The sequence below is a fragment of the Cryobacterium sp. N19 genome (assembly GCF_002929595.1).
In the GTDB taxonomy this organism is placed as follows: Bacteria; Actinomycetota; Actinomycetes; order Actinomycetales; family Microbacteriaceae; genus Cryobacterium; species Cryobacterium flavum.
Window position 1 is genome coordinate 49946 of the sequence record NZ_PJJR01000043.1, and the last position, 23268, is coordinate 73213.

Here is a 23268-nt window from a genome sequence, read left to right on the forward strand (position 1 = left end):
TGCCATATTTGCTAGCGCAGGAGAATTCGCACATGAGCAGCACCACCATCGCCGCCGAACCGTTTGACCTCGATTTGAACGTCTCGACTACTGCACTCATCATCATTGACATGCAGCGGGACTTCCTGCAGCCGCACGGCTTTGGGGAGCTGCTGGGCAATGATGTCTCCTTGCTGCGCTCGGCGATTGAGCCAACGCGCACCGTATTGGATGCAGCGCGAGCGGCCAAGATGCTCGTTGTGCACACCCGCGAAGGCCACCGGCCCGACCTCACCGACTGCCCACCCGCGAAACTCACCCGGGGTGGCAAGACCTTCATCGGCACGGAGGGGCCGATGGGACGCATCTTGGTTCGGGGAGAAGAAGGTCACGACATCATTCCCGAGCTCTACCCCGTCGAGGGTGAACCGGTCATCGACAAGCCCGGAAAGGGCGCGTTCTTCGAGACCGACCTGCACATCATCCTGCAGAACCGCGGAATCAAGACGCTTATCGTGTGCGGTGTGACCACCGAGGTCTGCGTGCAGTCCACCGTGCGCGAGGGCAATGACCGCGGTTATGAATGCGTCGTGCTCGAAGACTGCGTCGGCTCTTACTTCCCCGAGTTCCAAGCAGTCGGCCTCGAAATGATCAAGGCGCAGGGCGGCATCTTTGGCTGGGTCTCCACCTCCCAGCACGCGATCGAGGCCATCGCCTCCTAATGAGCACCGGCTGGGCGGCCTCGGCATCAAGCGGCTATGCAGTGTCAAAGGCTCACTTGGTGCCGTCGTTCGATTGTGACGGCACCATCCACAGTGTCTTCGCTACGGCCTGCAACATTGCCGTCGGAGAATTGCTCATCACAGTGCACGACGCAGCGAAACAGCACACTCCCACCTCGGTGCGGGTTGCTATGGTCGGGACCACGCCCTGGACTCCGATCGTGCACGTGGGCGACCGCGCCAGCTTTCGATCGGGGTGGCTGTCTTTCGGCAGCCACCTTCTGGACCTTCGTGGGGTGCCCATGTGGGCACCCCACGCCCCCGCATGCTTTGCACCACCAGCGGTTGCTCGCCGGCTCCTGGATGAGTTGATCCGGGTTCACGGGGCTCCCACGGCCCGCAGCTCGTCGGCGCTGGCGTTCACTCTCGCTCGCGACCTAGCCGCTCTCCGCGGCATCGTCGCCGGTACCGCCTCCGATTCGCGAACCGACGACCTTGACGTGGTTGTCGGACGGCTGATCGGCGCCGGTGAAGGCCTTACACCTAGCGGTGACGATGTGCTCGTCGGGCTCCTGGCCGCGCTAACTCGCGGCGGTCAGACTGCCGGATCAACGGCCATCGTCTCCCGCATTGCTGAGAGCGTCCTCCGCAATACTCACCGCACCACAAGTATCAGCGCACACTACCTCCGACTCGCAACGCGGGGCTCCTTCAGTGAACCCCTCACAAATCTGGTCGATTCCGTTTTCACCGGTTCCTCGGTTGACGATGTGCACGCCCGCACCCGCGAGGTCTTGAGCGTTGGGGCTTCCTCCGGCGCCGATGCTCTCAGGGGTGTGCTCCTTGGCTTGGAAGCCGCACTCAATTTTTCCGATAGTAAGAAGGCCGCATGATCACCCAACAGCACCGCGTTTATCCTAATCTGTACAAGGATTCTGTCTCCCTGATGGCGGTTTCTTCTGCCCTGATGGCAGTGCCGGAGATCCAGGCAGCTTCGGTTGTCATGGCAACAGACACCAACCGGGAAAACCTTCAAAATGCCGGACTCGCCGACGTCACCGACGCCAACGTCAACGATCTTCTCGTAGTTGTTCGCGGCGAAGACGCCGCGTGCGAGGAAGCCCTCACGCTAGCCGACAGGCTGTTGGCTGAACAGCCGGTCGATGACTCCGGCGCCGGCACCGCCCAGGGCCGGCCCTCTACCAGCCTGCGACTCGCCGTGGCCGCTGACCCGAGCGCGAACCTGGCCTTGATTTCAGTCCCCGGCCCGTACGCCGCCGCCGAAGCTCTCAAGGCCCTCAAGCTCGGCTTGAACGCGATGATTTTCAGCGACAACATGCCCATTGAGAGCGAAGTCGAAGTCAAGCAGTACGCCACGGAACACGAGTTGCTGGTGATGGGCCCCGACTGCGGTACCGCACTGATCAACGGGATTCCGTTGGGCTTCGCCAACGTGGTTCGCCGAGGCCGCATCGGAGTCGTCGGCGCATCGGGAACAGGGATGCAGGAGATCACCTCCCGCATTCACCAGCTCGGTGCGGGCGTGTCACAGGCCATCGGAACGGGCGGCCACGATCTGTCCAGCCAGGTTGGCGGCCTGTCCACCTTGCACGCACTGCGTTCCCTTGGCGCTGACGACGACACCGACGTCATCGTGTTGGTCTCCAAGCCCCCGGCGCCCGAGGTTGCCTCCGTGGTTTTGGAGGTGGCCCGCAACCTGTCCACGCCAGTAGTGGTCATGTTCGTCGGTGCCGGCGACCGCGCACAAACGGACGAGCAACTCCACACGGCGTCGACCCTGGCCGAAGCTGCGGATCTCGCCGTGGTCCTGCTCAATGGCACACCCCCGGAACTTGGGGCCATTCCGGCCGCGCAGCTCCCTCTCCCTATGGCGGTGCAGGACCGACTTCGGGAGGTCGCAAGCCGAGTAAGCAACTCGCAGCGCTACCTTCGCGGCATCTACTCCGGCGGCACATTCTGTTACGAGGCCCAAGCGCTCAGCCAGGCCTACGGCATCCACGCCCATTCCAACACTCCCGTCACGGGTAACCCCGTGCTCGAAGACATCTGGACCAGCCGCGAGCACACCATCATCGACATGGGAGACGACGACTTCACACGCGGCCGTGCCCACCCCATGATCGACCCGACCCTCCGCGATGAGCGGCTCCTGGCCGAGGCCGAGGACCCATCCACCGCGGTTCTGCTCTTCGACGTGGTCCTGGGATATGGCGCGGCAGACGACCCGACCAGTCACCTGCTTGAGGTTCTTGAGCGGGCCCGATCGCTGGCCTCGGCCGCTGGCCGTTCCCTGACTCTCCTCGCACACGTCTGTGGAACCGACGAAGATCCCCAGTCCCGCAAAACCGTCGTGGCCGCCCTTGAAGCTGCCGGGGTTTTCGTCTCAGACAGCAACGCCCAAGCCGCACAGATGGCCGGCTTCCTCGTATCCCAGATCGCGGCCTCCACAAATTCAGGCGAGCTCACCAAGCCCGGAAAGAAGTGAAAGTGAAACTATTTACTGAGAACCTCAACGTGGTCAACCTCGGACTGGCCTCATTCGGCGACAACATCACCCGGGCAGGCGGCACAGCGACGACACTGGACTGGCGACCCCCTGCTGGCGGTGACGTCGACCTCGGACTGGATCTGGCCCGGCTGATGGCTCATCCCGATGTGGAAAAAGCCAACGCCATCGCCTTCGATCGCTACCTGTCGGCGCAGCCCAGGCTCGTGGACGTACAAATCGCCCGAGAGGCGATTCCGGCCATGGGCCAGCAACGACTGATCCTGCACGCCGGCCCACCGATTGACTGGGCAGACATGTGCGGTCCCATGCAGGGCGCCATCATCGGCGCCATCCTCTACGAGGACTGGGCTGACACACCCGAGCAGGCCGAGAAACTGGCCGCCGACGGCCAGGTGGATTTTGCGCCCTGCCACCATCACGGCGCGGTGGGTCCGATGGCCGGCGTCATCAGCCCCTCGATGCCGTTGTGGGTCGTGGAGAACGCCACCGGCACCAACCGAGCCTTCAGCAACTTCAACGAAGGTCTGGGTAAAGTACTGCGCTTCGGCGCCAATAGCCCCGAGGTGCTGGACCGGCTGCGCTGGATGGGCCATGAACTATTCGACAGCGTTCGAGCCGGCGTGCGCGTGCTCGGCGGCCTGGACCTCAAACCGCTGATGGCTCAGGCCCTCCACATGGGTGACGAGGTGCACAACCGCAACTCGGCCGCGACCGGCCTGTTGTTCAAGCAGCTGGTGCCAGCTCTACTGGCAGCGGACCTCCCCGCTGATGCCCTGCGGCGCAGCGTCGAGTTCATCGCCGGGAACGACCACTTCTTCCTGAACCTGTCCATGGCCGCCAGTAAGACGATGCTGGACGCCACCGGTGTGGTACCCCACAGCTCCATGGTGACCGCAATGTCACGCAACGGCGTGAACTTCGGGATCCGCCTCGCCAGCACCGGAGACCGGTGGTTCCAGGCGCCCGCCAACCCGGTTGACGGTCTATTCTTCCCCGGCTACACCGTCGACGACGCTGCGGCCGACCTCGGCGACAGCGCGATCACTGAGACGGCCGGGCTGGGCGGTTTTGCCATGGCCGCCTCCCCCGCAATCGTGCAATTCGTCGGCGGCACGCCAGCCGACGCCACCGAAAACAGCCGGCGGATGCGTTCCATCACCTTAGGGATCAACCCGGTGTTCACCCTCCCCGCATTGAACTTCGGCGGCACCGCGGCCGGAATCGATGCCCGCGCCGTGATCGACACCGGGATCCTCCCGATCATCAACAGCGGTATCGCGCACAAGAAGGCTGGAGTGGGCCAGATCGGCGCGGGAATCACCATGGCTCCGCTGGAGTGCTTCACCCAGGCCGTCACCGCGCTCGCTGACGATCTGCAGGTTGCCCCGTGAGCGCGGGAATCGCCGTGGTCGCCTTCGGCGGAAATGCCCTGGTTCGTGACGACACCCACCAGTCGATCGCCGACCAGTACGCCACCGTCGTCGATACGGTACCGGCCATCGTCGACATGATCGACGCCGGCTGGAACGTTGTGGTGACCCACGGAAATGGTCCGCAGGTGGGCTATATATTGCGACGCTCCGAGCTGGCACGTGGCGAGGTAGCGCCGGTACCCCTGGACTACGCCGTCGGCGACACCCAGGGCGCCATCGGTTACATGTTCAGCAAAGCCCTGCACAACGAATTGACCCGCCGCGGCATCCAGCGGCCCGTGGTCTCGGTGGTCACCCAAACCGTGGTTGACAGCCAGGACCCGGCCTTCACCCGGCCGACCAAGCCGGTCGGCGCGTTCTTTACCGAAGCCGAGGCTCGCCGTCATGAGCACGAACTGGGCTGGACTGTCGCCCAGGACGGTTCCCGAGGATGGCGGCGCACTGTTCCCTCACCGCAACCGCAAGAAATCGTCGAACTGGAAACGATCCGCTCCCTGGTCGCCTCCGGAACTCTCGTCATAGCCTCCGGAGGCGGCGGCATCCCCGTCACCCGTGCAACCGACGGCCAACTCGCCGGCGTGGAAGCCGTCATCGACAAAGACCGCTCATCCGCCCTGCTCGCCGTGCATCTGAAGGCCGATCTGCTCGTCATCCCCACCGGGGTAGACCAGGTCGCAATTCACTTCGGCACGCCGAAGGAGCAGTGGCTCAGCCGGCTCTCTCCCGAACTTGCCGTGAGCTACGCCGCGGCGGGCCATTTTGGGGAAGGCAGCATGCAACCCAAGGTCGAGGCAATTCTCGACTTCCTCAGGGAGCGACCCACGGCGGCCGGTCTGATCACCTCGCCCGCCTGCATCGCCGCGGCGCTTGAGCGTCGGAGCGGCACCTGGATCGAGAACGACAGCCCCCGCGGCGCAGAGGCCGCAAGCCACACCAACAAGGAGAAGCAGTCATGACCCCGACCACCGAACTCGCCGTGAACGGCACACTCATGCGCGGGCTGGTTTTGAACCCCAACCTCATTGATGCAGGTGCCACCTTCGTTCGCGAGGATGCGACAGCACCCTGCTACCGCCTGTGGAGCATCGGTGACCGCCACCCGGCCATGATCCGCACCACCGACGGAAGCGGGACCTCCGTGCTACTTGAGGTGTGGGAGATCCCGCTCACCGGCCTTGCCGACGTGCTGGCCAAGGAGCCAGCCGGGCTCACCATCGGCAAGGTCCTCCTGGCCGACTCCTCCGAGGTCCTCGGCGTGGTCGGAGAACCGTTTCTCGTGGAGAACCAGCGGGAGATCACCGAGTTCGCAGGATGGCGCCCATACGTGAACGCCCTCGTCAAGGAGAACTGAGTCATGTCCCGAGGAAGCGTCACGGCCGCCACCGACCGGGGTACTGCCGCGGCCGGCGCACCCGGCTATCGCATCGCACTGATCTTGCTCGGGATCGTTGTCACACCGGTCATGCTGTCCGCCCCCACCCTGGGCAGCGGCCTGACCCTCGGCACATCCATCACGGCCATCATCGTGGGCTCGGTCATTCTGCTGATTGTCGGGGCCACGACCTTGTCCATCGGCCAACACGCGCGTCAGAGCACGTACGACATCGTGCGTTTCTCGTTTGGTGCCAAGGGCGCCAGGGCGATCAACGTATTGCTGGCAGTGAGCCTGTTCGGCTGGACAGCGGTCACGGCCAATGGTTTCGGAGTCGCGGTTCAGAGCCTACTCATCCAGCTCTTCGATATGACGGTGCCGCTGCCCTATCTCGTTGTCTTAGGTTGCGTCATCTTTGTTACCTCGACAGCCTTCGGGTTCAAGATCCTCGGCAACGTCGCGCAGTTCGCCGTACCCGTGATTGTGCTCATCCTGGCGTTCCTGGTCTACCAGGCGTTGAACTCTGCCCTTACAGTGCTGGATCCGGTCGAACCCATTAGCTGGGGTGTGGCCGTGTCATCGGTAGTGGGCACCGCCATTGTTTTGGTTGTCACCGCGGCCGACTTCGGTAGCTTCACTCGCAACCGTCGACAGGCCATCCTGGCGGCTATTCTCGCCTTCGGCATCGCCTATCCCTGCCTGTACATCGGCGCCGCGATCCCCAGCGCATACACCGGCGAGAGCACTCTCATCAATGCCATGACCCTCATCGCGTCCGGCCTTCCGGCCATCGTGCTGCTAATCATCGCGGCCGTCACCGCCAACGCCGGCAACATTTTCCAAGGAACGCTGGCCATTTCCACCCTGGTCACGGCACTGCGCAAGTGGCAGATCACCGTCGGTATCGGCGTGGCCGCCGCCATCGTCGGCAGCTTTGACCTCGTCGCCTGGCTGCCAAGCTTCCTATTATTCTTAGGAATCGCCGCCCCGCCCGTTGCCGGTATCTTCGTCGCTGACTTCTTCCTTCATCGCCGCACGGGCTACGACAACGCCGTGCTGACCAGCCAGAGCGCGATCAAACTCCAGACCTTCGCTGCCTGGTTCATCGGCAGCGTGATCGGCTACCTCACCGCCTACAACGTCTTCAGCCTCACCGGAATCTCTTCCATAGACTCGATGCTGATCAGCGCACTGGTATACGTGGCGGCAAGCACCGTCATGAAAACAACACGCAATTCGATCTCGAAGTAGAGCCAAAGCCCGCTTCGCCCTGGAATCGGCTCAGCACGTCCCCGCTTACTCAACCTGATCACAGATACTCTCGCTGGTTTGACCAAGGACACTACTACCACGACCGCGCGATTCACTCCCTTCCGTCCCGGCATGGATCATCTCGGCTTCGCCGTCGAAAACATAGAGGAACTCCACCGATGGGCCGAGTACCTCACCGGTGCCACCATCGAACACGGCGACCTCATCGAAGCGGACTACGGAACCGCCCTCCGCTTCAAGGCCCCAGACGATGTGGCACTAGAGCTCTTCGTCAGCATGTAGGCTCCGAACCTAGCTCCGCCTTTTATTGGCCCCTCCGGCAGGCCTCTAATCCGCTCCAATATCGTCTCGCAACCCTAGAGATGCAAGGCTTCTCTCGCCCAACCGCTTGCGTCCACCACGCTCATCGGAATCTCGCGGGCTGCGATTCTCATAACTACGCCTCATAACCTGACGCTCGAATGGGACTGTCTCTTGAACGGTGTTTCCGGCCTGATGCGCTGGACGTGGGTCTGGCGGGAAAGGTGCCGTAATGACGACACTTGATGCTGTGACGAAAAAGACGAGAATTGAGCCCAGCCGTGAGGCGGTGGCGGCGAGGGAATGGGTGCGCCTGGCTCAGGAGCAGGGCCTGGCCCTGGACGGTCCGAATGGGCTGCTGGGCCAGTTCACGAAAACATTTCTCGAGACCGCGCTGAACGAGGAAATGACCGATCACCTCGGCCATGAAAAAAACCGTGCCCCGGACGAGCGCGACGACAACAACGTGCGCAACGGGACTCGCACCAAAACGGTGATCAGTCCGACGACCGGGCCGGTCACTATTCAGGTGCCCCGTGACCGAGACGGCACCTTCACTCCGGTGATCGTGCCGAAACGACAACGCCGCCTGACCGGGGTCGATGAAATCGTGCTGTCGTTGTATGCCCACGGCCTCACAACCGGCGAGATCAGCGCCCATTTCAACCAGATCTATGGTGCGCAGGTATCGAAAGAGACCATTTCCCGCATCACAGACAAGGTGATAGAGGAGATGCAGACGTGGCAGTCACGCCCGTTGGACGCCGGGCAGTTTCTAGCGAACGTTGCGAATCCGGAGCAAGGAGAACGCAATGGTCAGATTTGCACCGAACAAGATGCCGGCAGCGGTGAAGCGGCGCTACTTCGTATTGATTCGACAGGGTTTGTCAGGGTCTGAGGCGGCCCGACAGGTCGGAGTGTCGCTCAGCTGCGGATCGTTGTGGTTCATCGATGCTGGCAGTATGACTGTCGTCGGACGCGTCCCTATTAGTTCTCGCTATTTCTCTCAGGACGACCGAATCGAAATCGGAGACGGCCTCGCTGCAGGCGAGGCCGTGAAAGGGATCGCTGTTCGGATTGGGAAAAGTTTTCAGAGCGTCTATCGAGAGATTGCACGCAACCGCAAGGCGGACGGCACCTACCAGCCGTGGTTCGCTCATAACCAAGCCCATTTGCAGCGCAAGCGGCCGAAGGTCCGCGTCTTCGAGGAGGTCCCACCTCTTCGAAGCATCGTTGCAGTGAAACTTGCGAAACGATGGTCGCCGGGTCAGATCAGTAGATGGCTGAGACGACGCTATCCGAACAAACTAACCTGGCACGTCTGTCCTGAGACGATCTACGACGGTGTGTATCGCGGGCTGATAGTCGTGGCCACCCCCGCGAGCCTGCGCACGGGACGCACGTACCGGCACCGTCGCGGGCGTGGCAGGTCCAAGGACGGTTCGATGAAGCAGTCGACCGTCATGTACTCCATCCACGAACGCCCAGTACACGTCGAATCTCGGCTCCAAGCCGGGCATTGGGAAGGAGACCTCATCTTGGGCACCAGTAACGGCTCAGCAATTGCCACGCTCGTGGAACGCAAGACTCGCATGACGCTCCTCGTCTTCCTCCACAGCGACCACAGCGAACAAACCGTCGGTGACGCACTCATTCGTGCGTTCTCGAGCCTGCCGTCGTCGCTCCGGCGCACGCTGACATGGGATCAAGGCAACGAAATGTTCCATCACAAGCGCATCGAGACGGAGACTGGGCTTCGTATTTACTTTGCCGACCCGCACTCGCCGTGGCAGCGAGGGACTAATGAGAACACTAATGGGCTCCTGCGCCAATATTTCCCGAAGGGGACCGACCTCAGCCAGTGGGACCAAGATCACCTCAACGCTGTGGCCGACGAACTTAACGGTCGACCCAGAGCCTGCCTCAAAGACCGCACGCCCCATCAGGCCATGAGACGATTAGGACACAGAACTCAGGCACACACGATTCGCAACGACCAGTAGAAACTGCCCCGTCTACGCGGCGATCTTCATCGATGCGATCGTGGTGAAGATCCGCGACGGGCAGGTCGCCAACCGGCCCATCTATGCGGCCATCGGCGTGACCTTGGACGGTGAGAAGGACATTCTCGGGTTGTGGGCCGGCACCGGCGGTGAGGGCGCCAAGTTTTGGATGTCCGTCCTGACCGACATCAAAAACCGTGGTGTCACCGACACGTTCTTCCTGGTCTGCGACGGGTTGAAAGGACTGCCAGACGTCGTCGGCAATGTGTGGCCGTTGACGACGGTGCAGACGTGCATCATTCATCTGATTCGGAACACGTTCAAGCTCGCGTCGAAGAAGGATTGGGATGCGATGAAACGAGCGGTGAAACCGATCTACACCGCTCCGACCGCTGATGCGGCGCGGGCGGCGTTGGATGATCTGACCGAGGTCTGGGGGAAGAAATACGGTGCGATCATCCGGTTGTGGGAGTCGGCGTGGGAAGAGTTCACCCCGTTCCTGTCCTACGATCCCGAGATTCGCCAAGTGATTTGCTCCACCAATGCCATCGAGTCGCTTAATGCACGGTATCGGCGGGCAGTGCGGGCTCGAGGACATTTCCCCACCGAGCAAGCCGCTCTAAAATGCTTGTATCTGGTCACGCGGAGTCTCGACCCCACTGGAGTGGGCCGAGCCAGGTGGACGATGCGTTGGAAGCCAGCTCTCAACGCGTTCGCCATCACCTTTCGAGACCGCTGGCCGAACGCAGAATCCTACTAATGAAAAACGCCGGAAACACCGTTACTAAGACACTCCCGCTCGAATTCCGGGCGTATTCAAGTGGTGTCGGCAACACCGGTTTGATTTGTTGGATTCGAGATTAGCTTGTCGAGGACTTCCGCGGGGGTGAGATAGCCGTGGCGCTTCCGGGGCCGATGGTTGAGTTCCGCTGCGACATTCTCGAGGATCCCGGGTCCGTGGAATGAGAGGTCGGTGCCCTTGGGGAAGTGCTGCCATAGGAGACCATTGGTGTTCTCGTTGCTGCCGCGTTGCCAAGGCGAGTGTGGGTCACAAAAATAAATTGCCATGCCGGTGGCCATGGTGATTTCTCCGTGGCGCGACATCTCGGATCCCTGATCTCAGGTTGTCGAGCGGCGCAAATGTTCGGGCAGCGTATCGATCGACGCGGCCAGGAAGTCGATGCGCACTCTGGCCCACGCGACCCGCAGCATTGACGAGGTGCCGCAACGAGGATTCTCTCGCTGATTGTGAATGGCGGTTGGGTCGCCAGCACCGGGCTCGACTCCCCAGCCTGACCGTCGATCCTGTTGTTGCGGGGAACGACATAAGCTTTCAACCGCGCAGTCAAGGCCGCCTTGTCGCCTATTCGGACTCCTCTGAAGTCGCGCCGCTGACGAGCGCCCCATCTCGCCACACTGCCATCGGAACTAGGCCGGACGTCCAGATGACGGCATCGCCATGGCTGCCGGGGGTCAACCGGCCCAGAGTCTCGCAGCCGATCGCCGAGGCAGGGATGAGTGTTGCAGCGGCCACGGCGGCGGGCAGCGGGATCCCGTACCTCACGGCGTTGCGCACTGCGCGGTCCAGGGTGAGTGTGGATCCGGCGATGACATCGGTGCCCTGCACGTGTGCCACGCCGCCGCCGACGTCGACGTCGACGTCGATGTCGATGTCGCCGAGGCGGTAGGCCCCGTCGGGTGACGCGGCGGCAGCCATGGCGTCGCTGACCAGCGCGACTCTGCCGGGCGCTGCGCGGAAGAGCATGGCTACGATCCGAGGATCCACGTGGTGCCCGTCCGCGATGATCTCAAGCGTGACCCGTGAGTCATCGATAGCGACCCCAATCGGGCCCACCAACCGGTGGTGAAGTGGCGGCATCGCGTTAAAGGTGTGGGTGAGCAGTGTCGCCCCGGCGTCGACGGCGCGCTGAAACGTCTCGGCATCGACTGCGGTGTGGCCGATGGCGGGCGCTATCCCCGCTTTGGAAATCTGACGCACAGCGTCGATGCCACCGGTCAGTTCCGGGGCGATCGTAATGTGACGGATGATGCCGCTCGCTAGCAGGCGTGCGAGAGCGACAGGTGCTGGTGCGATCAACGCGGCCGGGTTATGTGCACCTTTATGCGCTTGGTCCAGGAACGGCCCCTCGAGGTGGACGCCGACGATTCCGGGAATCTGCTGACGCAGGGCAGCGATTCGGTCCACCTGCGCGACGAGCGTGTCGACGGAAGCGCTCACCAAAGACAGAACGACGCGAGTAACTCCATGGCGCGCGTGGGTGGCGACGGCCACGGCGATCCCCTCCGCGGACTCGTCATAGGAATGCCCTCCCCCGCCGTGATTGTGGATGTCGACGAGACCCGGTGTGAGGATCGCCCCGGGTCCTGCGATTGCTCGGGCATCGACCGTTTCGTCGCCGGCTGAAACGGCAGGAGCCCAGTCAGATCCGGTGCCCGTAGCGACGACGAATCCATTGCGGATGAGCACCCAGCCGTCATCATCGTCGGTGGGCGCATCGTTGGCATCCGCAGCGATACGCCTCGCAGAGTGAATGAGCAGTCCGGCCATGGGTAGTTTCCTGTCGAGTCAAGGTGGCTATCGGGCGCGTGTCACGCCGTGAGCATTGAGGCGTGAACCCGCAACAGGTTTTCACTGATGGTACGGGTGACGTCGTCCGCCGTGAGATCCGAGGGACGGCGGCTGACCTTGAGTCCGTGCCAGGGCACGTCGCCGGCAGCGACGAGGGCAGACTGCAGGTGAGCGTCATCGAGGAGGGAGGCCGAGGTCGGGTCGGCCGACAGCATCGGCAGATGGGCATCCGCCCAGGCCATGCCATAGGGCCCGTCAACAGCGGATGCCCCGGAGAAGGTGAGCCCCACCAATCGGCCGCTCTGGGCAACGGACGAAATCTGTGCCGTGACCGCGTCGAAGTCGCGCAACTCGATGACAGACCGTCCCCAGTTCAACCACAGCCCCACCGAAGTCTTGGAGCGCTCGATGGCCGCGAACTCTTCGTCGAGGCGGAGAAAACCCTTTTCGACTTGCCGACCCGGGATCGCGGCATCGCAGTGTTCAACGACCAGCCCAGCGTCTCCCCAATCCCAGTCCGCGATCTCGCTGAGGGACTCGCTCAAGGCCTGCACGCTTCCGCCGTTTCGCGGGGCAGTGTGCAAGTTGATGATCTCCACGGATGCTCCACTGTCGTGCGGCACCCGGCGAACGTCCGCCGCGAGACTGCGCAGATCGGCCAGTGCCGAGGCGCGGCCCGCGTGGTCGGGCGATGCGATGCCGTATCCGGAGTCTTCGCCGCATCGGCGCATGACCCAGGGCAGAGCGGTGAGGGAGAGTTGCGCTCCCGTCGGCACGTTGTCCAGGAACCACGGCACGTCATGGGGGTGCAGGGCTCCGAGCCAGGGCACTTCCAGCCCTGCCACTCCGGGCAGGGAGCAGACCGACGACAGTAGTTCGTGCTCTAGTCTCGGATTCCATCGGGTGTGTGCCGGGGATGCGGCGTATGCGCTCACGAGGATGGGAGTGTTTCCCGCCGTCACTGGACCAGGTACCGGTGGGCGTAGGTGTAGCGGAAGTAGTCTGCGAGCTGAAGGCGTGAGGCTGCGGCGTCGTCTACGAGAACGGTCACGTGCGGGTGATGCTGGAGGACGGTAGCGGGCCAGAGGGCACTCACCGGGCCTTCCACGAGCTGATGGATCGCTTCGGCCTTGCCGAGACCGGTTCCGACAAGAACGATGTGCCGCGCCTCCATGATTGTTCCGAGGCCCTGAGTGAGGCAGTGAATCGGTACGGCTGCGACGTCTCCGTCGAAGAAGCGCGCATTGTCGCGGCGGGTCTGTTCGGCCAGGGTCTTGACGCGGGTTCGGGAGGCGAGTGACGATCCTGGCTCGTTGAACGCGATGTGACCGTCGGTGCCGATGCCCAGGATTTGCAGGTCGATACCGCCGGCCGCTCGAATAGCGGCTTCATAGTCGTGACACGCTTGGCCAAGGTCGGCGGCATTGCCCCGCGGTGCCCGCACGGCTCCCGGTGCGAAGTCCACACGGGAGACGAAATCGTTGTCGATGACGGTGCGGTATTGGCTCGGGTGCCCGTCGGGCAGGCCGACGTATTCGTCGAGGGTGAAGCCGCGCGCCTGCGCGAGAGAAAGTTCGCCGCGGGCGACCCGTGTGGCCACGCTGTCGTAGATTCGCAGTGGGCTCGAGCCGGTCGCGAGCCCGAGAACGGCGTGTGGCTTCTGCTGGAGAAGCGCGGCGATGTCGTCGGCAACGAGGTCGCCGATGCTGGACTCGTCGGTGATGATGACGTCCATCAGCGTTCCTTGTCTATCGCGGCGATGAACCACGACGTGATCGTGGTGGGGTGGGTGATGGCGGTTCCGACGCAGACCGCGTGTGCGCCGGCGCGGCGGGCAGCCGCTGCGTCCTCCGGTGTATGGATGCGTCCTTCGGCGACAATCGGTGTCGAGCAGTGCGCCGCTATCTGCCCGATCAATTCCACGTCGGGCCCGCTCGTCGTGGGGCGTTCGCCCGAGTATCCCGACAGCGTGGTGCCGAGAATGTCCGCGCCGGCTGCCTCCGCTGCAATCGCGTCGTCGAGCGACCCGCAGTCAGCCATGACGAGCACGCTGTGCGTTTGCCGCAGCCCTGCGATGGTCTCGGCCAGAGTCAGGCCATCGGGGCGGTGGCGGCGCGTGCCGTCCAGGGCGACGATGTCGGCGCCCGCATCGGCCACGGCTCGTGCGTGTTCCAGGGTGGGCGTGATCACAACATCATCCTCCCCGTCTTTCCACAGTCCGATGATCGGCACGGAGAGATCTGCGGCGGCGCGGATGTCGGCAACACCCTGCAGGCGCACGGCGACGGCACCGCCGAGAACCGCCGCGCGCGCGACCTGCGCCATCGTTCGGGGGTCGCGCATGGGCTCGCCGGGATAGGCCTGGCACGACACGATGAGTCCGCCGTCAAGCGCAGACATGATGAGGGTCGCTGACAAATTCATGGTCTTCCTTCTATAACGTCCCAGGCGGATGCCGCGGCTCCCCGCAAGGGGGCGTCGTCACCGAGCCGCCCGGGGACGAGCGGCACCTGCTGCAAAACGTCGATAACTTCTGCGTGGAAGGAACGCCTGACGGCGTCCCACCAGAGGTCTCCGATGCGCGCGACGCCACCCGTGATGACGACCCGTTCAGGGTCGAGGATTGTCACGGCAGACGCGATGGCACGTCCAACCGCGGCTGCGGAGTCCTCCACGGCACGACAGGCGACGGGGTCGCCTGCATGTGCGCGTTCGGCAATCCCCCGCGCATCGATGACAACCGGCTCGCCTCCGAGTGAGAGGTAATGGCGGTACATGCCCACTCCCGATCCGAGAGCTTCGAGGTGCCCGAATCGGCCGCAGGGGCACCGAAGGTGCCCAGCGCCGGGAGTCGGAACGTGGGCGATCTCACCGGCCACATGCCGTGCGCCGCGCAGGGGCCGCCCGCCCAGGATGATTCCGGCGCCGACCCCCGTTCCCACGGTGACAACCAGAGCGCTGTCCGCACCGGATGCGGCGCCGTGGAGATACTCCCCCGCTGCGTGCGCGTCGACGTCGTTCTGCACGTGAACGATGCCGGGCGTCGCCAGCAATCCCACGAGTCCGGTGCGAAGGAGCGCGGCCAACGGCGTCCCGGCCCAGTCGGTGAACGTGTCGGTCGCGGACACAATCGAGCCAGCACCGACGTCGACAACGCCCGCGGTCCCGATGCCGGCACCCAGGGCTCTGACCCCGGGAGATCGGGCGAGGAGTTCCGCGGCCAGGTCGACAACAGTGCGAACGACTGCGTCCGGCCCAAACAACGCCGGTGTTGGCGCGGATGCCGTGTCGAGGAGGACGTCGCCACGGTCGGCCAGGGCCACGACAGTTTTGGTGCCGCCGATGTCGACGGCGAGGACGACCTCTCGCACTAGTGGACCAGGTCGGGCAGTAGGTCCAGGCCGGCCAGAATCTCGACGATGCGCTCGACGGCGTCGTCGCTGAGCGGCTGAACGGTCGGTGCCATGGTGGCACTGTCGATGAGGCCGCGGGCCTTCATCGCGGCCTTGAACGCCCCGACGCCGGTGGCATCGCCGGACAGGCCTCTCGGCTGGAAGACGATGTCGAAGACGCGGTTGAGTCGTTCCTGTTCGGCACGTGCGGTATCCCAGTCGCCTCTGGCTGTGGCGTTCCAGAGGCGGACGTATCCCTCCGCGTCGACGTTCGCGAGGCCCGGAACGACACCGTCGGCGCCGGCGAGGGCCATAGCGTCGACAAGGACTTCGTGGCCGGTCAGGAGTTGTAGCGGGCGGCCGGCTGCCGTGTTGGCCGCAATCAGGCGGCGGAAACCGACATCGTCGCCGGAAGAGTCCTTGACTCCGTGGATGACGCCGTCGTGGGCGAGCTCCATGAGCAGTTCGATGCCGAGCTTGGAGTGCACCCGCACGGGAACGTCGTAGGCCCACAGCGGCGCGTCGATGCCGGCGGCCACGGCACGGAAGTGATCGGCCGTTTCGGCGGCGGAATTCAGTGTGTAGAGAGGAGCGGTGGTCACGATCGCGTCGACTCCCGCCGTGAGCAGAACCCTGGCCGTCTGGGCGATGCGCGGGGCAGTGAGTTCGATTGCACCGGCGATGACCGGCACGCGTCCGGAGGCCGCGCTCACGATGGTGCGAGCGATTTCCAGCCGCTGGGTCTCGGTGAAGTAGGCGGTTTCGCCCGTCGAGCCGAGGGCGAACAGGCCGGTCACGCCGGAGGTGACCAGGTAGTCCACGAGCCGTTCGAGGGACGGGTGGTCGATGCTGCCGTCTGGGTGGAGCGGTGTGGCGACGGGCGGGACCACGCCGGAGAAGTTGATGGATGAGAGGACGTGTGTGGAGGGTGACATCTGTATTCCAGGTGGGATAGGTGGAGTGGGTCAGGAAAAGGTTCGGGGTGCCAGCAGTGATGGCGCTGCGCTGAGGAGAGTGCGGGTGTACTCGTTGCTCGGGGAGTCGAAGACACTAGCGGCGCTGCCGTATTCGACGATGCGCCCGGCGTTCATCACGGCGATTTCATCGCAGAGATAACGAACCGTCTGGATGTCGTGAGAGATGAAGACCATCCCCAGACCCAGTTGGTTCTTGAGGTCCGTCAGCAGGTTCAGGATCTGGGCGCGCACCGATACGTCGAGAGCGGATGTCGGTTCGTCGGCGATGATAATCTGCGGATCCAGTGCCAGGGCTCTGGCGATGGCCACGCGCTGGCGTTGTCCGCCGGAGAGCTGTCCGGGAAACGCCCCGAGGGCCGACTGGGGCAGGCCGACCATGTCGACGAGCTCGCGTACCCGCTTCTCACGGTCGGCAGAGTTGCCGACGTGGTGCACCTGCATGGGGTCCAGGAGGGCGTCCCTGGTGCTCATTCGCGCGTTGAGCGCTGTGGCGGGGTCCTGGAAGACGACGGACACGATACGTCCGAGCCGGCGACGGACACCCGCTGTGAACGAGATCAGTGGTTCGCCGCCGAAGAGCACGATGCCGGATGTGGGGCGTTCCAGCCCCACGAGCACTTTTGCGGCGGTGGACTTGCCGGATCCCGATTCGCCCACGATTCCAAGGGTCTGTCCGCGTTTCACGCAGAGTGACACTCCGTCGAGGGCGTTCACGTACTGGGGCCGGAACAGGGTGGAATTGCGGGCCTTGTACCGAACGTGCACATCCCTGAGTTCAATCACGGGTGCGCTCACGGCTGCACTGACAGGTTCGCTCACCGTTCGACTCCGATCGGCTCGATGAGCGCATCGTCGGGATGCGCTGCGTAGTTGTGGTCGGTTCCCGCGATATGGCGACGCTGGGGCACGACGCCGAGGTTGCGCTGTGGGTTGCTGGATCGCGGCGCGAATCGGTCTCCCGTGGGGAAATCGCTCGGTGAGGGCACCACGCCCGGAACCTGGTGCAGGCGGTCTGAACCGGATTCGATCGAAAGCACGGCGCCTAGCAGGCCTCGCGTGTACTCGTGGATGGGTTGGGTGAGGAGCTCGCTCGTGGTCGCCTGTTCGACAACTTGTCCTGCGTACATGACGGTGACTCGGTGTGCGAGTTCAGCGACCAGCGCCAGGTCGTGCGAGACGAAGAGCATGGCGAAGCCGAACTCTTCGCGCAGGCTGTTGAGCAGCGCGATTACCTGGGCCTGTACTGTCACGTCAAGGGCCGTGGTAGGTTCGTCAGCGATGACCAGCCGAGGGTTACGGGTGAGGGCCATCGCGATAAGAACGCGCTGACGCTGTCCGCCGGACAGTTCGTGCGGGTAGGAGGCCAGGGTTCGTTGGGGATCCAGACCCACGAGGATCAGCAGGTCTGTCGCGGAGCGTGTTCCGCCTCGTTTGGTCAGCTGTTTCATCTGGGACCTGATCTTCATTGCCGGGTTCAGAGAGCTGAGCGCGTCCTGGTAGATCATCGCGATGTCGTGACCGCGCAGGGAGTTGCGTTTCACCTTGCCCATCTCGAGCAGGTCCTCCCCGTCGAAGAGAATTCGGCCTGTGACCGTCGCGCGGGGATCCAGCAGACCCATGATTGCCAACGATGTGATGGACTTTCCGCAACCGGATTCTCCGACCAGGGCCATGGTCTCCCCCGGCCGCACTGTGAAGGAGACGCCGTCGACGACGTTGACATCGCCGTGGCGGGGGAAGGAAATACTCAGGTCCTGCACCTCCAGCAACGGGGCGGTGGCGCGCCCGTAGACGAGGCGGTCGGTGCGGTTCGATTCGCGCTCGCGAAGCTCGGCGAGGCGGTCCTCCAGCGGGACCACGGCCGTGGTCGCAGCGGATGCCTCGGGCGAGGTGGACGCGACAACGGCCACGTCGTCGTTGGGCGCGTCAACGGCGGCTTTGCGTGATCGCGGCGAGACCATGGCATCCGTCATGCTTTCGGACACCATGTTCAGGCACAGCACCGTGATCAGGATCAGGATTCCCGGGAAGAACGTTGCCCACCAGGCGCCGCTCATGACTAGGTTGCGGCCGGCCGCGATGACATTTCCCCAGGATGCGGCCGGATCGGGCACACCGGCCTGAATGAAGGACAGCGACGCCTCGAATACGATCGCGTCGGCAACAAGCACGGTGGAGAAGACGAGCACGGGAGCTAGGCAGTTTCGTGCCACGTGCTTGGCGATGATGCGTGCGGTCGAGGTGCCCATGACTCGAACAGCTGCGACATAGTCTTCGCCGTACTGGTCGATGATGTTCGCCCGGATGACGCGGGTGAGTTGCGGTGTATAGAGGAACGCGATGGTGAGCACGAGCACGGGGAGCGACTGGCCGAACACCGCGACGAAGACTGCGGCGAGTGCGATGCCCGGGAAGGACATGACGATATCGAGCAGGCGCATGAGCGTCTCGGCGATCCACTTGGGTGCCGTGGCAGCGATGGTGCCGAGCACCGCCGCCGCCGCCAGGGCGATGAAGGTTGCGCCAAGTCCGATGACCAGGGAGTACCGTGCGCCGTAGATGAGCCGGGACAGGATGTCACGTCCTTGGCGGTCAGTCCCGAACCAGTGCTCCAGGCTCGGCGGTTGCACCGCCGGTCCTGAGGCCAAGGGATCGAATGGAGCCACGAGGGGAGCGAACAGGGCCACGAGCCCGATCAGTACGATCACGGCGAGACCGATGCGGGCGCCTATGGAGAGGCCGCCCAGCCGCAGGCCGGGAATGGACAGTCGTTCAGTTAGTTTGCGTCGCATGTCACACCGACCTGATCCGGGGGTTTATGAGCACGTACAAAAGGTCCACGATGATGTTGATCACGACGAACGCCAGTGCCACGGCCAGCGTCACTCCCTGCACGAGGTTGGGTTCGTTGTTCGTAACTCCGTTGAGGATGAGGGTTCCCATGCCCGGGAGAGCGAAGATGATCTCGATGACGACGGCGCCGCCGATCAGGTATCCAATCCGCAGGCCGAGCACGGTCACCGGGGTAATGAGCGCATTTCGCAATACGTTTCTGCCCACGACGATCGGCCGGGGTATGCCGGCGCCGAGCGCGGTGCGCACATAATCTCGGTCGAGTTCTTCGACCATGGAGGCGCGAACAACACGGGAGAGTTGCCCGACGACGGGTACGGCCAAGGCAAGAGCGGGAAGGGCCATCCGCGCCAGCCAGCCAGCCGGGTCATCCGTGAGTGCGGGCAGTGGGCCAGAGGCGGGCAGGACGTTGAGCTGCAGAGCGAACATCTGGATGAGCAGGATTGCGAGCCAGAACGACGGTGTTGACAGCGACGCCACGGAGATGACGCGGATGACTTTGTCGGGCCACCGATCCCGGTAGACCGCCGCCACGATGCCGAAGATTCCGGCTCCGATCACGGCGATGATCAAGCCGAGGAAGGTCAACTGCAGGGTGATGGGGAATGCGCGGGCTACCTCGTCGATGACGGGAAGCTGGCGTGCGGAGTAAGTCCCGAGGTCTCCGTGCAGCAGTCCAGCGAGGAAGCTCGTGTAGCGGAGGAACAGCGGATCGTCGAGGCCGTTGACGTCACGATAGGCCTCGCGGTCGGCAACGGAGGCGCCTTCACCCAGTGCGGTGAGGGCCGGATCGACCTGGGAGAACGACATGACGAAAAACACCAGGAACGTGATGCCAAGGATCATCAATGGCAGTTGTGCAAGTCTGCGTCCGATGAGACGGAGCGGGTTGGGCACGATCTGTCCTTTCGAATCAGGTAAAGGCCGGGGCGCGGCGCCAGGCCGCGCCCCGGCGGGAACTTATTGTGCTGCGACTCCAACGTCGAGGAAGGACAGTCCAGTGGTCGGCACCGGCGCGAAGTCCACGAGGCCGGTGTCATCGAACGCGGTCGGCAGCTTCCGGTGGAACAGCGGGTAGAGCGGAACTTCTTCCGATACCAGATCGAATGCTTCGTTCCAAGCGTTCTGCTGATCGTCGCCGCTGAGTTCCACGGCCTGGTCAAGCAGTGCGGTCAGTTCGGCGAATTCCGGGCTGTCGGACCAGCGGTAGCGGTCGTTGGGCCACACATTGTCGCCGTACCACCAGCGCATCAGGATGTCCGGGTCGTTGCCGAAGACGGATGGATCGCCAGGGGCGACCATGACCTGGAAGTCCCCGGAGTCCACCTTGGTGTACTGGGCACCTGACTGACCAATGTCGAGCGTTGTCTCGACTCCGATCGCGTCCAGGGATTCCTTGATCAGCGGTGCCACGTCGCGGACCCAGCTTGTGTCCGTCGTCAGCAGCGTGATCGAAAGGTCCGTCACGCCAGCTTCGTCCAACAGATCCCGCGCTTTCTCGGGGTCGTAGGTGTAGACCGTTGACGCTTCGTTGTAGTTCGGGTTCGTCTCAGGCAGGAACGACGTCGCTGCCTCGGCGTTGCCCAGCAGCCCGGTGTCGATGATCTTGTTCATGTCGAGTGCGTACAAGAACGCCTGACGAACACGCACGTCGTCGAAGGGGGCGAGCTGCGTGTTGAACATCATGAAGAGCAAACCGAAGGACTGAACGGTCTCCACATCTGTCGTGGCCGCGAGGGAGTCAACGTCGATGTACGGCACGTCTTCCATCGCCTGGATGGTGCCGCTCGACATCGCGGTGACGCGGGCTGCGGAGTCTGAGAGCAAGCTCCAGTTCATACCGGCGGCTTTCGCCGGTCGGGGTCCGTTGTAGGCGTCATAGCGATCGAACACGATGGCGCTGTCCGGAACCGCGGAGACGAGGGCGTAGGGACCGGAACCCACCGGATTCGCTCCGAACGCCTCGGCATCCGCTTCAACGAGCGCTTTCGGCACGATCTTGACGACGCCGAGGCGCTCATTAATGAGAGAGAAGGGGTAATCCGTGGTGATTCTGACGGTGTCGGTATCGACGGCTTCAACGGTGTTGATGAACGAGATGAACGTCGTGAAAAAGCTGCCCGAATCCGGGTTTAAGACCCGCTCATAGCTGAACACGACGTCGTCGGCGGTGACGGGATCACCGTTCTGGAACGTAGCGCCCGCACGAATGTCGATGTCATAGGTCGTGTCGTCCACTTGCGTGGGCATCTCTGCCGCCAGTGCGGCGTAGGGCTCGCGGGTGACGGGATCGAGGTCGACGAGGCCCTCGAAAACGTGCCAGTTTGCGGCGACCGTGACGGCGCCCGAGGCGACCATCGGGTCGAAACTGCCACTGAGCGTGTAGGAAATGCCGGCCTGAATAATGGCATCCGGGTCGGTCTCTGCTGCAGAATCTGAGGCCGTGGGGTCGGTTCCGGCGGAGGGGCTGCAGCCGGCGAGGGCGAATGCCGCGATCACCGATCCAGCGACCACCGCCGTGAATCGCCCCGGGCCGCGACTGCGGAGTGTGCTTCTTTGCATGTGTTGCTCCATCGAGATTTGAGAGGAAGGCGTATTGAAGACATCTTACGTCTGATGTACTCTAAACATATGTCAGCGTTTCGCACAACACAAGATTTCTCCGGCCCGGCGGTTGACGCCGATCAGAGGGCGCTATGAGCATCCCTATGGCAGCCAATAATGAAGCGCGGATGCGGCGGTCGACAGCGGCCACACAGATCAAAGAGTTGATCCTTACGCGGGGGCTCAAGCCCGGCGATCCCATACCGACCGAGCCCGAACTGTGCGAAACTTTCGGCGTCTCCCGCTCGTCGGTGCGCGAAGCAATTCGCACACTGTCCACACTGGATATCGTCGAAGTACGCCACGGGCACGGAACCTTCGTGGGCGCCATGTCTTTAGACCCGATGGTTGAGACGCTGGTCTTCCGTGGTGTCCTCTCCCCCGACGGCTCGTTGGCTGCACTACGCGAGGTCGTTGAGGTGCGATTGGCACTCGACCTCGCCATGGCTGATCGCGTCGTTGATGGGGCTGCCAACGGTAATGCCGCCGAGCTGGCCGATCTCGTTGCCGAGATGGTGGACAGAGCCGATAAGGGCGAGTCGTTCCTGGAAGCCGACCGCGCGTTCCACACAAAGCTCTTCCGAGTAACATCCAACCGTCTTGCGGAGCAACTGGTCGGCGCGTTCTGGGACGTGCACTCCGCTGTGCTCCCACAACTGGGAATTCCGCAACCGGCCGACATTCAGAAGACCGCCAAAGCGCACGGCGACATGCTGGACGCTGCCGTGCGCGGCGATGTCGCCGGCTATCGCCAAGCCGTTATTGAACACTACGAGCCCCTACAACGCGCACTGTCCCAGTTCTGATGCGCCTCACGGGTGGAATTCCCCTGCGATATGGAATTATCGGAGCCGGATACTTCGACCTCGAGTTCGCACGCATCCTGTCTGAATCCCGAACGTCACAGCTGGTGGCGGCCTATTCGCCGGGCGACGCCAACAAGCTGTCCCGCGATCTCGGATGCGCGGTGTTGCCAACCCTCGACGACCTCCCAGACAGGGTGGATGCCGTCATCGTCGCGTCGCCGAATCACGCTCATCGCGAACCCGTGGAACAAGCCGCACAGCGCGGAGTTCACGTTTTCTGAGAGAAGCCGGTGGCTCTCTCGTACCCGGGCTGCGATGCGATGGTGGCAGCGTGCGACAGCGCCGGCGTGCAGTTCATGGCAGGACACGTCATGCACTTTATAGACGGAATACGCCGCGTAGCCGACCTGATCACGAGCGGTGCGATCGGCGACC

21 protein-coding genes and 3 pseudogenes are annotated in these 23268 nt (G+C 63.5%); 13 read left to right on the forward strand and 11 right to left on the reverse strand.

What is annotated here, in order from left to right:
- The first annotated feature begins 32 nt into the window (after positions 1 to 32).
- The 11 genes and pseudogenes from CXY78_RS03045 to CXY78_RS03090 all read left to right on the forward strand — a co-directional run.
- The gene (locus CXY78_RS03045; protein WP_104087989.1) at positions 33 to 701 is read left to right on the forward strand and encodes a cysteine hydrolase family protein; all 669 of its coding nucleotides are present in this window, start codon (positions 33 to 35) and stop codon (positions 699 to 701) included.
- Positions 701 to 1594 carry a DUF2877 domain-containing protein gene (locus tag CXY78_RS03050; protein WP_104087990.1) on the forward strand — a complete coding sequence of 298 codons (894 nt, stop codon included), beginning with the start codon at positions 701 to 703 and terminating at the stop codon, positions 1592 to 1594. Before CXY78_RS03045 ends, CXY78_RS03050 begins: the two co-directional genes overlap by 1 nt.
- A complete protein-coding gene (gene fdrA / locus CXY78_RS03055) occupies positions 1591 to 3207 on the forward strand; it encodes an acyl-CoA synthetase FdrA (RefSeq protein WP_255410382.1) in 1617 nt (538 codons plus the stop codon). Before CXY78_RS03050 ends, fdrA begins: the two co-directional genes overlap by 4 nt.
- Positions 3208 to 3209: 2 nt before the next feature.
- Positions 3210 to 4622: a DUF1116 domain-containing protein gene (locus CXY78_RS03060; protein WP_104087991.1), complete on the forward strand. Its 1413-nt coding sequence runs from the start codon at positions 3210 to 3212 to the stop codon at positions 4620 to 4622.
- The gene (locus CXY78_RS03065) at positions 4619 to 5620 is read left to right on the forward strand and encodes a carbamate kinase (RefSeq protein ID WP_104087993.1); all 1002 of its coding nucleotides are present in this window, start codon (positions 4619 to 4621) and stop codon (positions 5618 to 5620) included. The genes CXY78_RS03060 and CXY78_RS03065 overlap by 4 nt, the downstream gene beginning before the upstream one ends.
- The gene (locus tag CXY78_RS03070; protein WP_104087994.1) at positions 5617 to 6015 is read left to right on the forward strand and encodes a glutamyl-tRNA amidotransferase; all 399 of its coding nucleotides are present in this window, start codon (positions 5617 to 5619) and stop codon (positions 6013 to 6015) included. The genes CXY78_RS03065 and CXY78_RS03070 overlap by 4 nt, the downstream gene beginning before the upstream one ends.
- Positions 6016 to 6018: 3 nt before the next feature.
- Positions 6019 to 7287 (forward strand): cytosine permease, encoded by a 1269-nt coding sequence (locus CXY78_RS03075; protein WP_104087995.1) that lies wholly within the window; start codon positions 6019 to 6021, stop codon positions 7285 to 7287.
- A 78-nt stretch (positions 7288 to 7365) separates the two neighbouring features.
- On the forward strand, positions 7366 to 7590 hold the full coding sequence (locus CXY78_RS20640) for a hypothetical protein (protein ID WP_140425639.1): 225 nt from the start codon (positions 7366 to 7368) through the stop codon (positions 7588 to 7590).
- Positions 7591 to 7840: 250 nt separating this feature from the next.
- A pseudogene (locus tag CXY78_RS03080) lies at positions 7841 to 8371 on the forward strand (transposase); the annotation flags it as partial.
- Between the two features lie 49 nt (positions 8372 to 8420).
- Entirely contained in the window at positions 8421 to 9611 is a 1191-nt protein-coding gene (locus CXY78_RS03085; RefSeq protein ID WP_104088059.1) for an IS30 family transposase, read from the forward strand.
- Positions 9612 to 9621: 10 nt separating this feature from the next.
- Positions 9622 to 10371: pseudogene (locus CXY78_RS03090) on the forward strand (IS256 family transposase); the annotation flags it as partial.
- Between the two features lie 56 nt (positions 10372 to 10427).
- Here the strand turns inward: CXY78_RS03090 and CXY78_RS03095 are convergent.
- The 11 genes and pseudogenes from CXY78_RS03095 to CXY78_RS03145 form a co-directional block, all read right to left on the reverse strand.
- Positions 10428 to 10790 (reverse strand): annotated as a pseudogene (locus tag CXY78_RS03095) (IS30 family transposase); the annotation flags it as partial.
- A 184-nt stretch (positions 10791 to 10974) separates the two neighbouring features.
- On the reverse strand, positions 10975 to 12180 hold the full coding sequence (locus CXY78_RS03100) for an N-acetylglucosamine-6-phosphate deacetylase (protein ID WP_104087997.1): 1206 nt from the start codon (positions 12178 to 12180) through the stop codon (positions 10975 to 10977).
- Positions 12181 to 12221: 41 nt separating this feature from the next.
- Positions 12222 to 13136 carry a DUF4862 family protein gene (locus tag CXY78_RS03105; protein ID WP_158253251.1) on the reverse strand — a complete coding sequence of 305 codons (915 nt, stop codon included), beginning with the start codon at positions 13134 to 13136 and terminating at the stop codon, positions 12222 to 12224.
- Positions 13137 to 13159: 23 nt separating this feature from the next.
- Positions 13160 to 13936: a glucosamine-6-phosphate deaminase gene (gene nagB, locus CXY78_RS03110; protein ID WP_104087999.1), complete on the reverse strand. Its 777-nt coding sequence runs from the start codon at positions 13934 to 13936 to the stop codon at positions 13160 to 13162.
- Positions 13936 to 14625, reverse strand: a complete 690-nt coding sequence (locus CXY78_RS03115) for an N-acetylmannosamine-6-phosphate 2-epimerase (RefSeq protein ID WP_199182578.1) — start codon at positions 14623 to 14625, stop codon at positions 13936 to 13938. Before CXY78_RS03115 ends, nagB begins: the two co-directional genes overlap by 1 nt.
- Positions 14622 to 15572, reverse strand: coding sequence for an ROK family protein (locus tag CXY78_RS03120; protein ID WP_199182579.1), 951 nt, complete (start codon positions 15570 to 15572; stop codon positions 14622 to 14624). Before CXY78_RS03120 ends, CXY78_RS03115 begins: the two co-directional genes overlap by 4 nt.
- Positions 15572 to 16528 carry a dihydrodipicolinate synthase family protein gene (locus CXY78_RS03125; protein ID WP_104088001.1) on the reverse strand — a complete coding sequence of 319 codons (957 nt, stop codon included), beginning with the start codon at positions 16526 to 16528 and terminating at the stop codon, positions 15572 to 15574. Before CXY78_RS03125 ends, CXY78_RS03120 begins: the two co-directional genes overlap by 1 nt.
- Before the next feature lie 30 nt (positions 16529 to 16558).
- Positions 16559 to 17365 carry an ABC transporter ATP-binding protein gene (locus CXY78_RS03130; RefSeq protein WP_104088064.1) on the reverse strand — a complete coding sequence of 269 codons (807 nt, stop codon included), beginning with the start codon at positions 17363 to 17365 and terminating at the stop codon, positions 16559 to 16561.
- Positions 17366 to 17385: 20 nt separating this feature from the next.
- Positions 17386 to 19362 (reverse strand): dipeptide/oligopeptide/nickel ABC transporter permease/ATP-binding protein, encoded by a 1977-nt coding sequence (locus CXY78_RS03135; RefSeq protein WP_104088002.1) that lies wholly within the window; start codon positions 19360 to 19362, stop codon positions 17386 to 17388.
- Between the two features lies 1 nt (position 19363).
- Entirely contained in the window at positions 19364 to 20320 is a 957-nt protein-coding gene (locus CXY78_RS03140; RefSeq protein ID WP_104088004.1) for an ABC transporter permease, read from the reverse strand.
- Positions 20321 to 20383: 63 nt separating this feature from the next.
- Entirely contained in the window at positions 20384 to 21985 is a 1602-nt protein-coding gene (locus CXY78_RS03145) for an ABC transporter substrate-binding protein (protein WP_104088006.1), read from the reverse strand.
- 146 nt (positions 21986 to 22131) lie between these two features.
- Between CXY78_RS03145 and CXY78_RS03150 the strand changes: the two genes are divergently transcribed.
- Together CXY78_RS03150 and CXY78_RS03155 are read left to right on the forward strand one after the other, a co-directional pair.
- A complete protein-coding gene (locus CXY78_RS03150) occupies positions 22132 to 22833 on the forward strand; it encodes a FadR/GntR family transcriptional regulator (protein WP_233206068.1) in 702 nt (233 codons plus the stop codon).
- Entirely contained in the window at positions 22833 to 23114 is a 282-nt protein-coding gene (locus CXY78_RS03155; RefSeq protein ID WP_104088009.1) for a Gfo/Idh/MocA family oxidoreductase, read from the forward strand. Before CXY78_RS03150 ends, CXY78_RS03155 begins: the two co-directional genes overlap by 1 nt.
- Positions 23115 to 23268 lie beyond the last annotated feature (154 nt).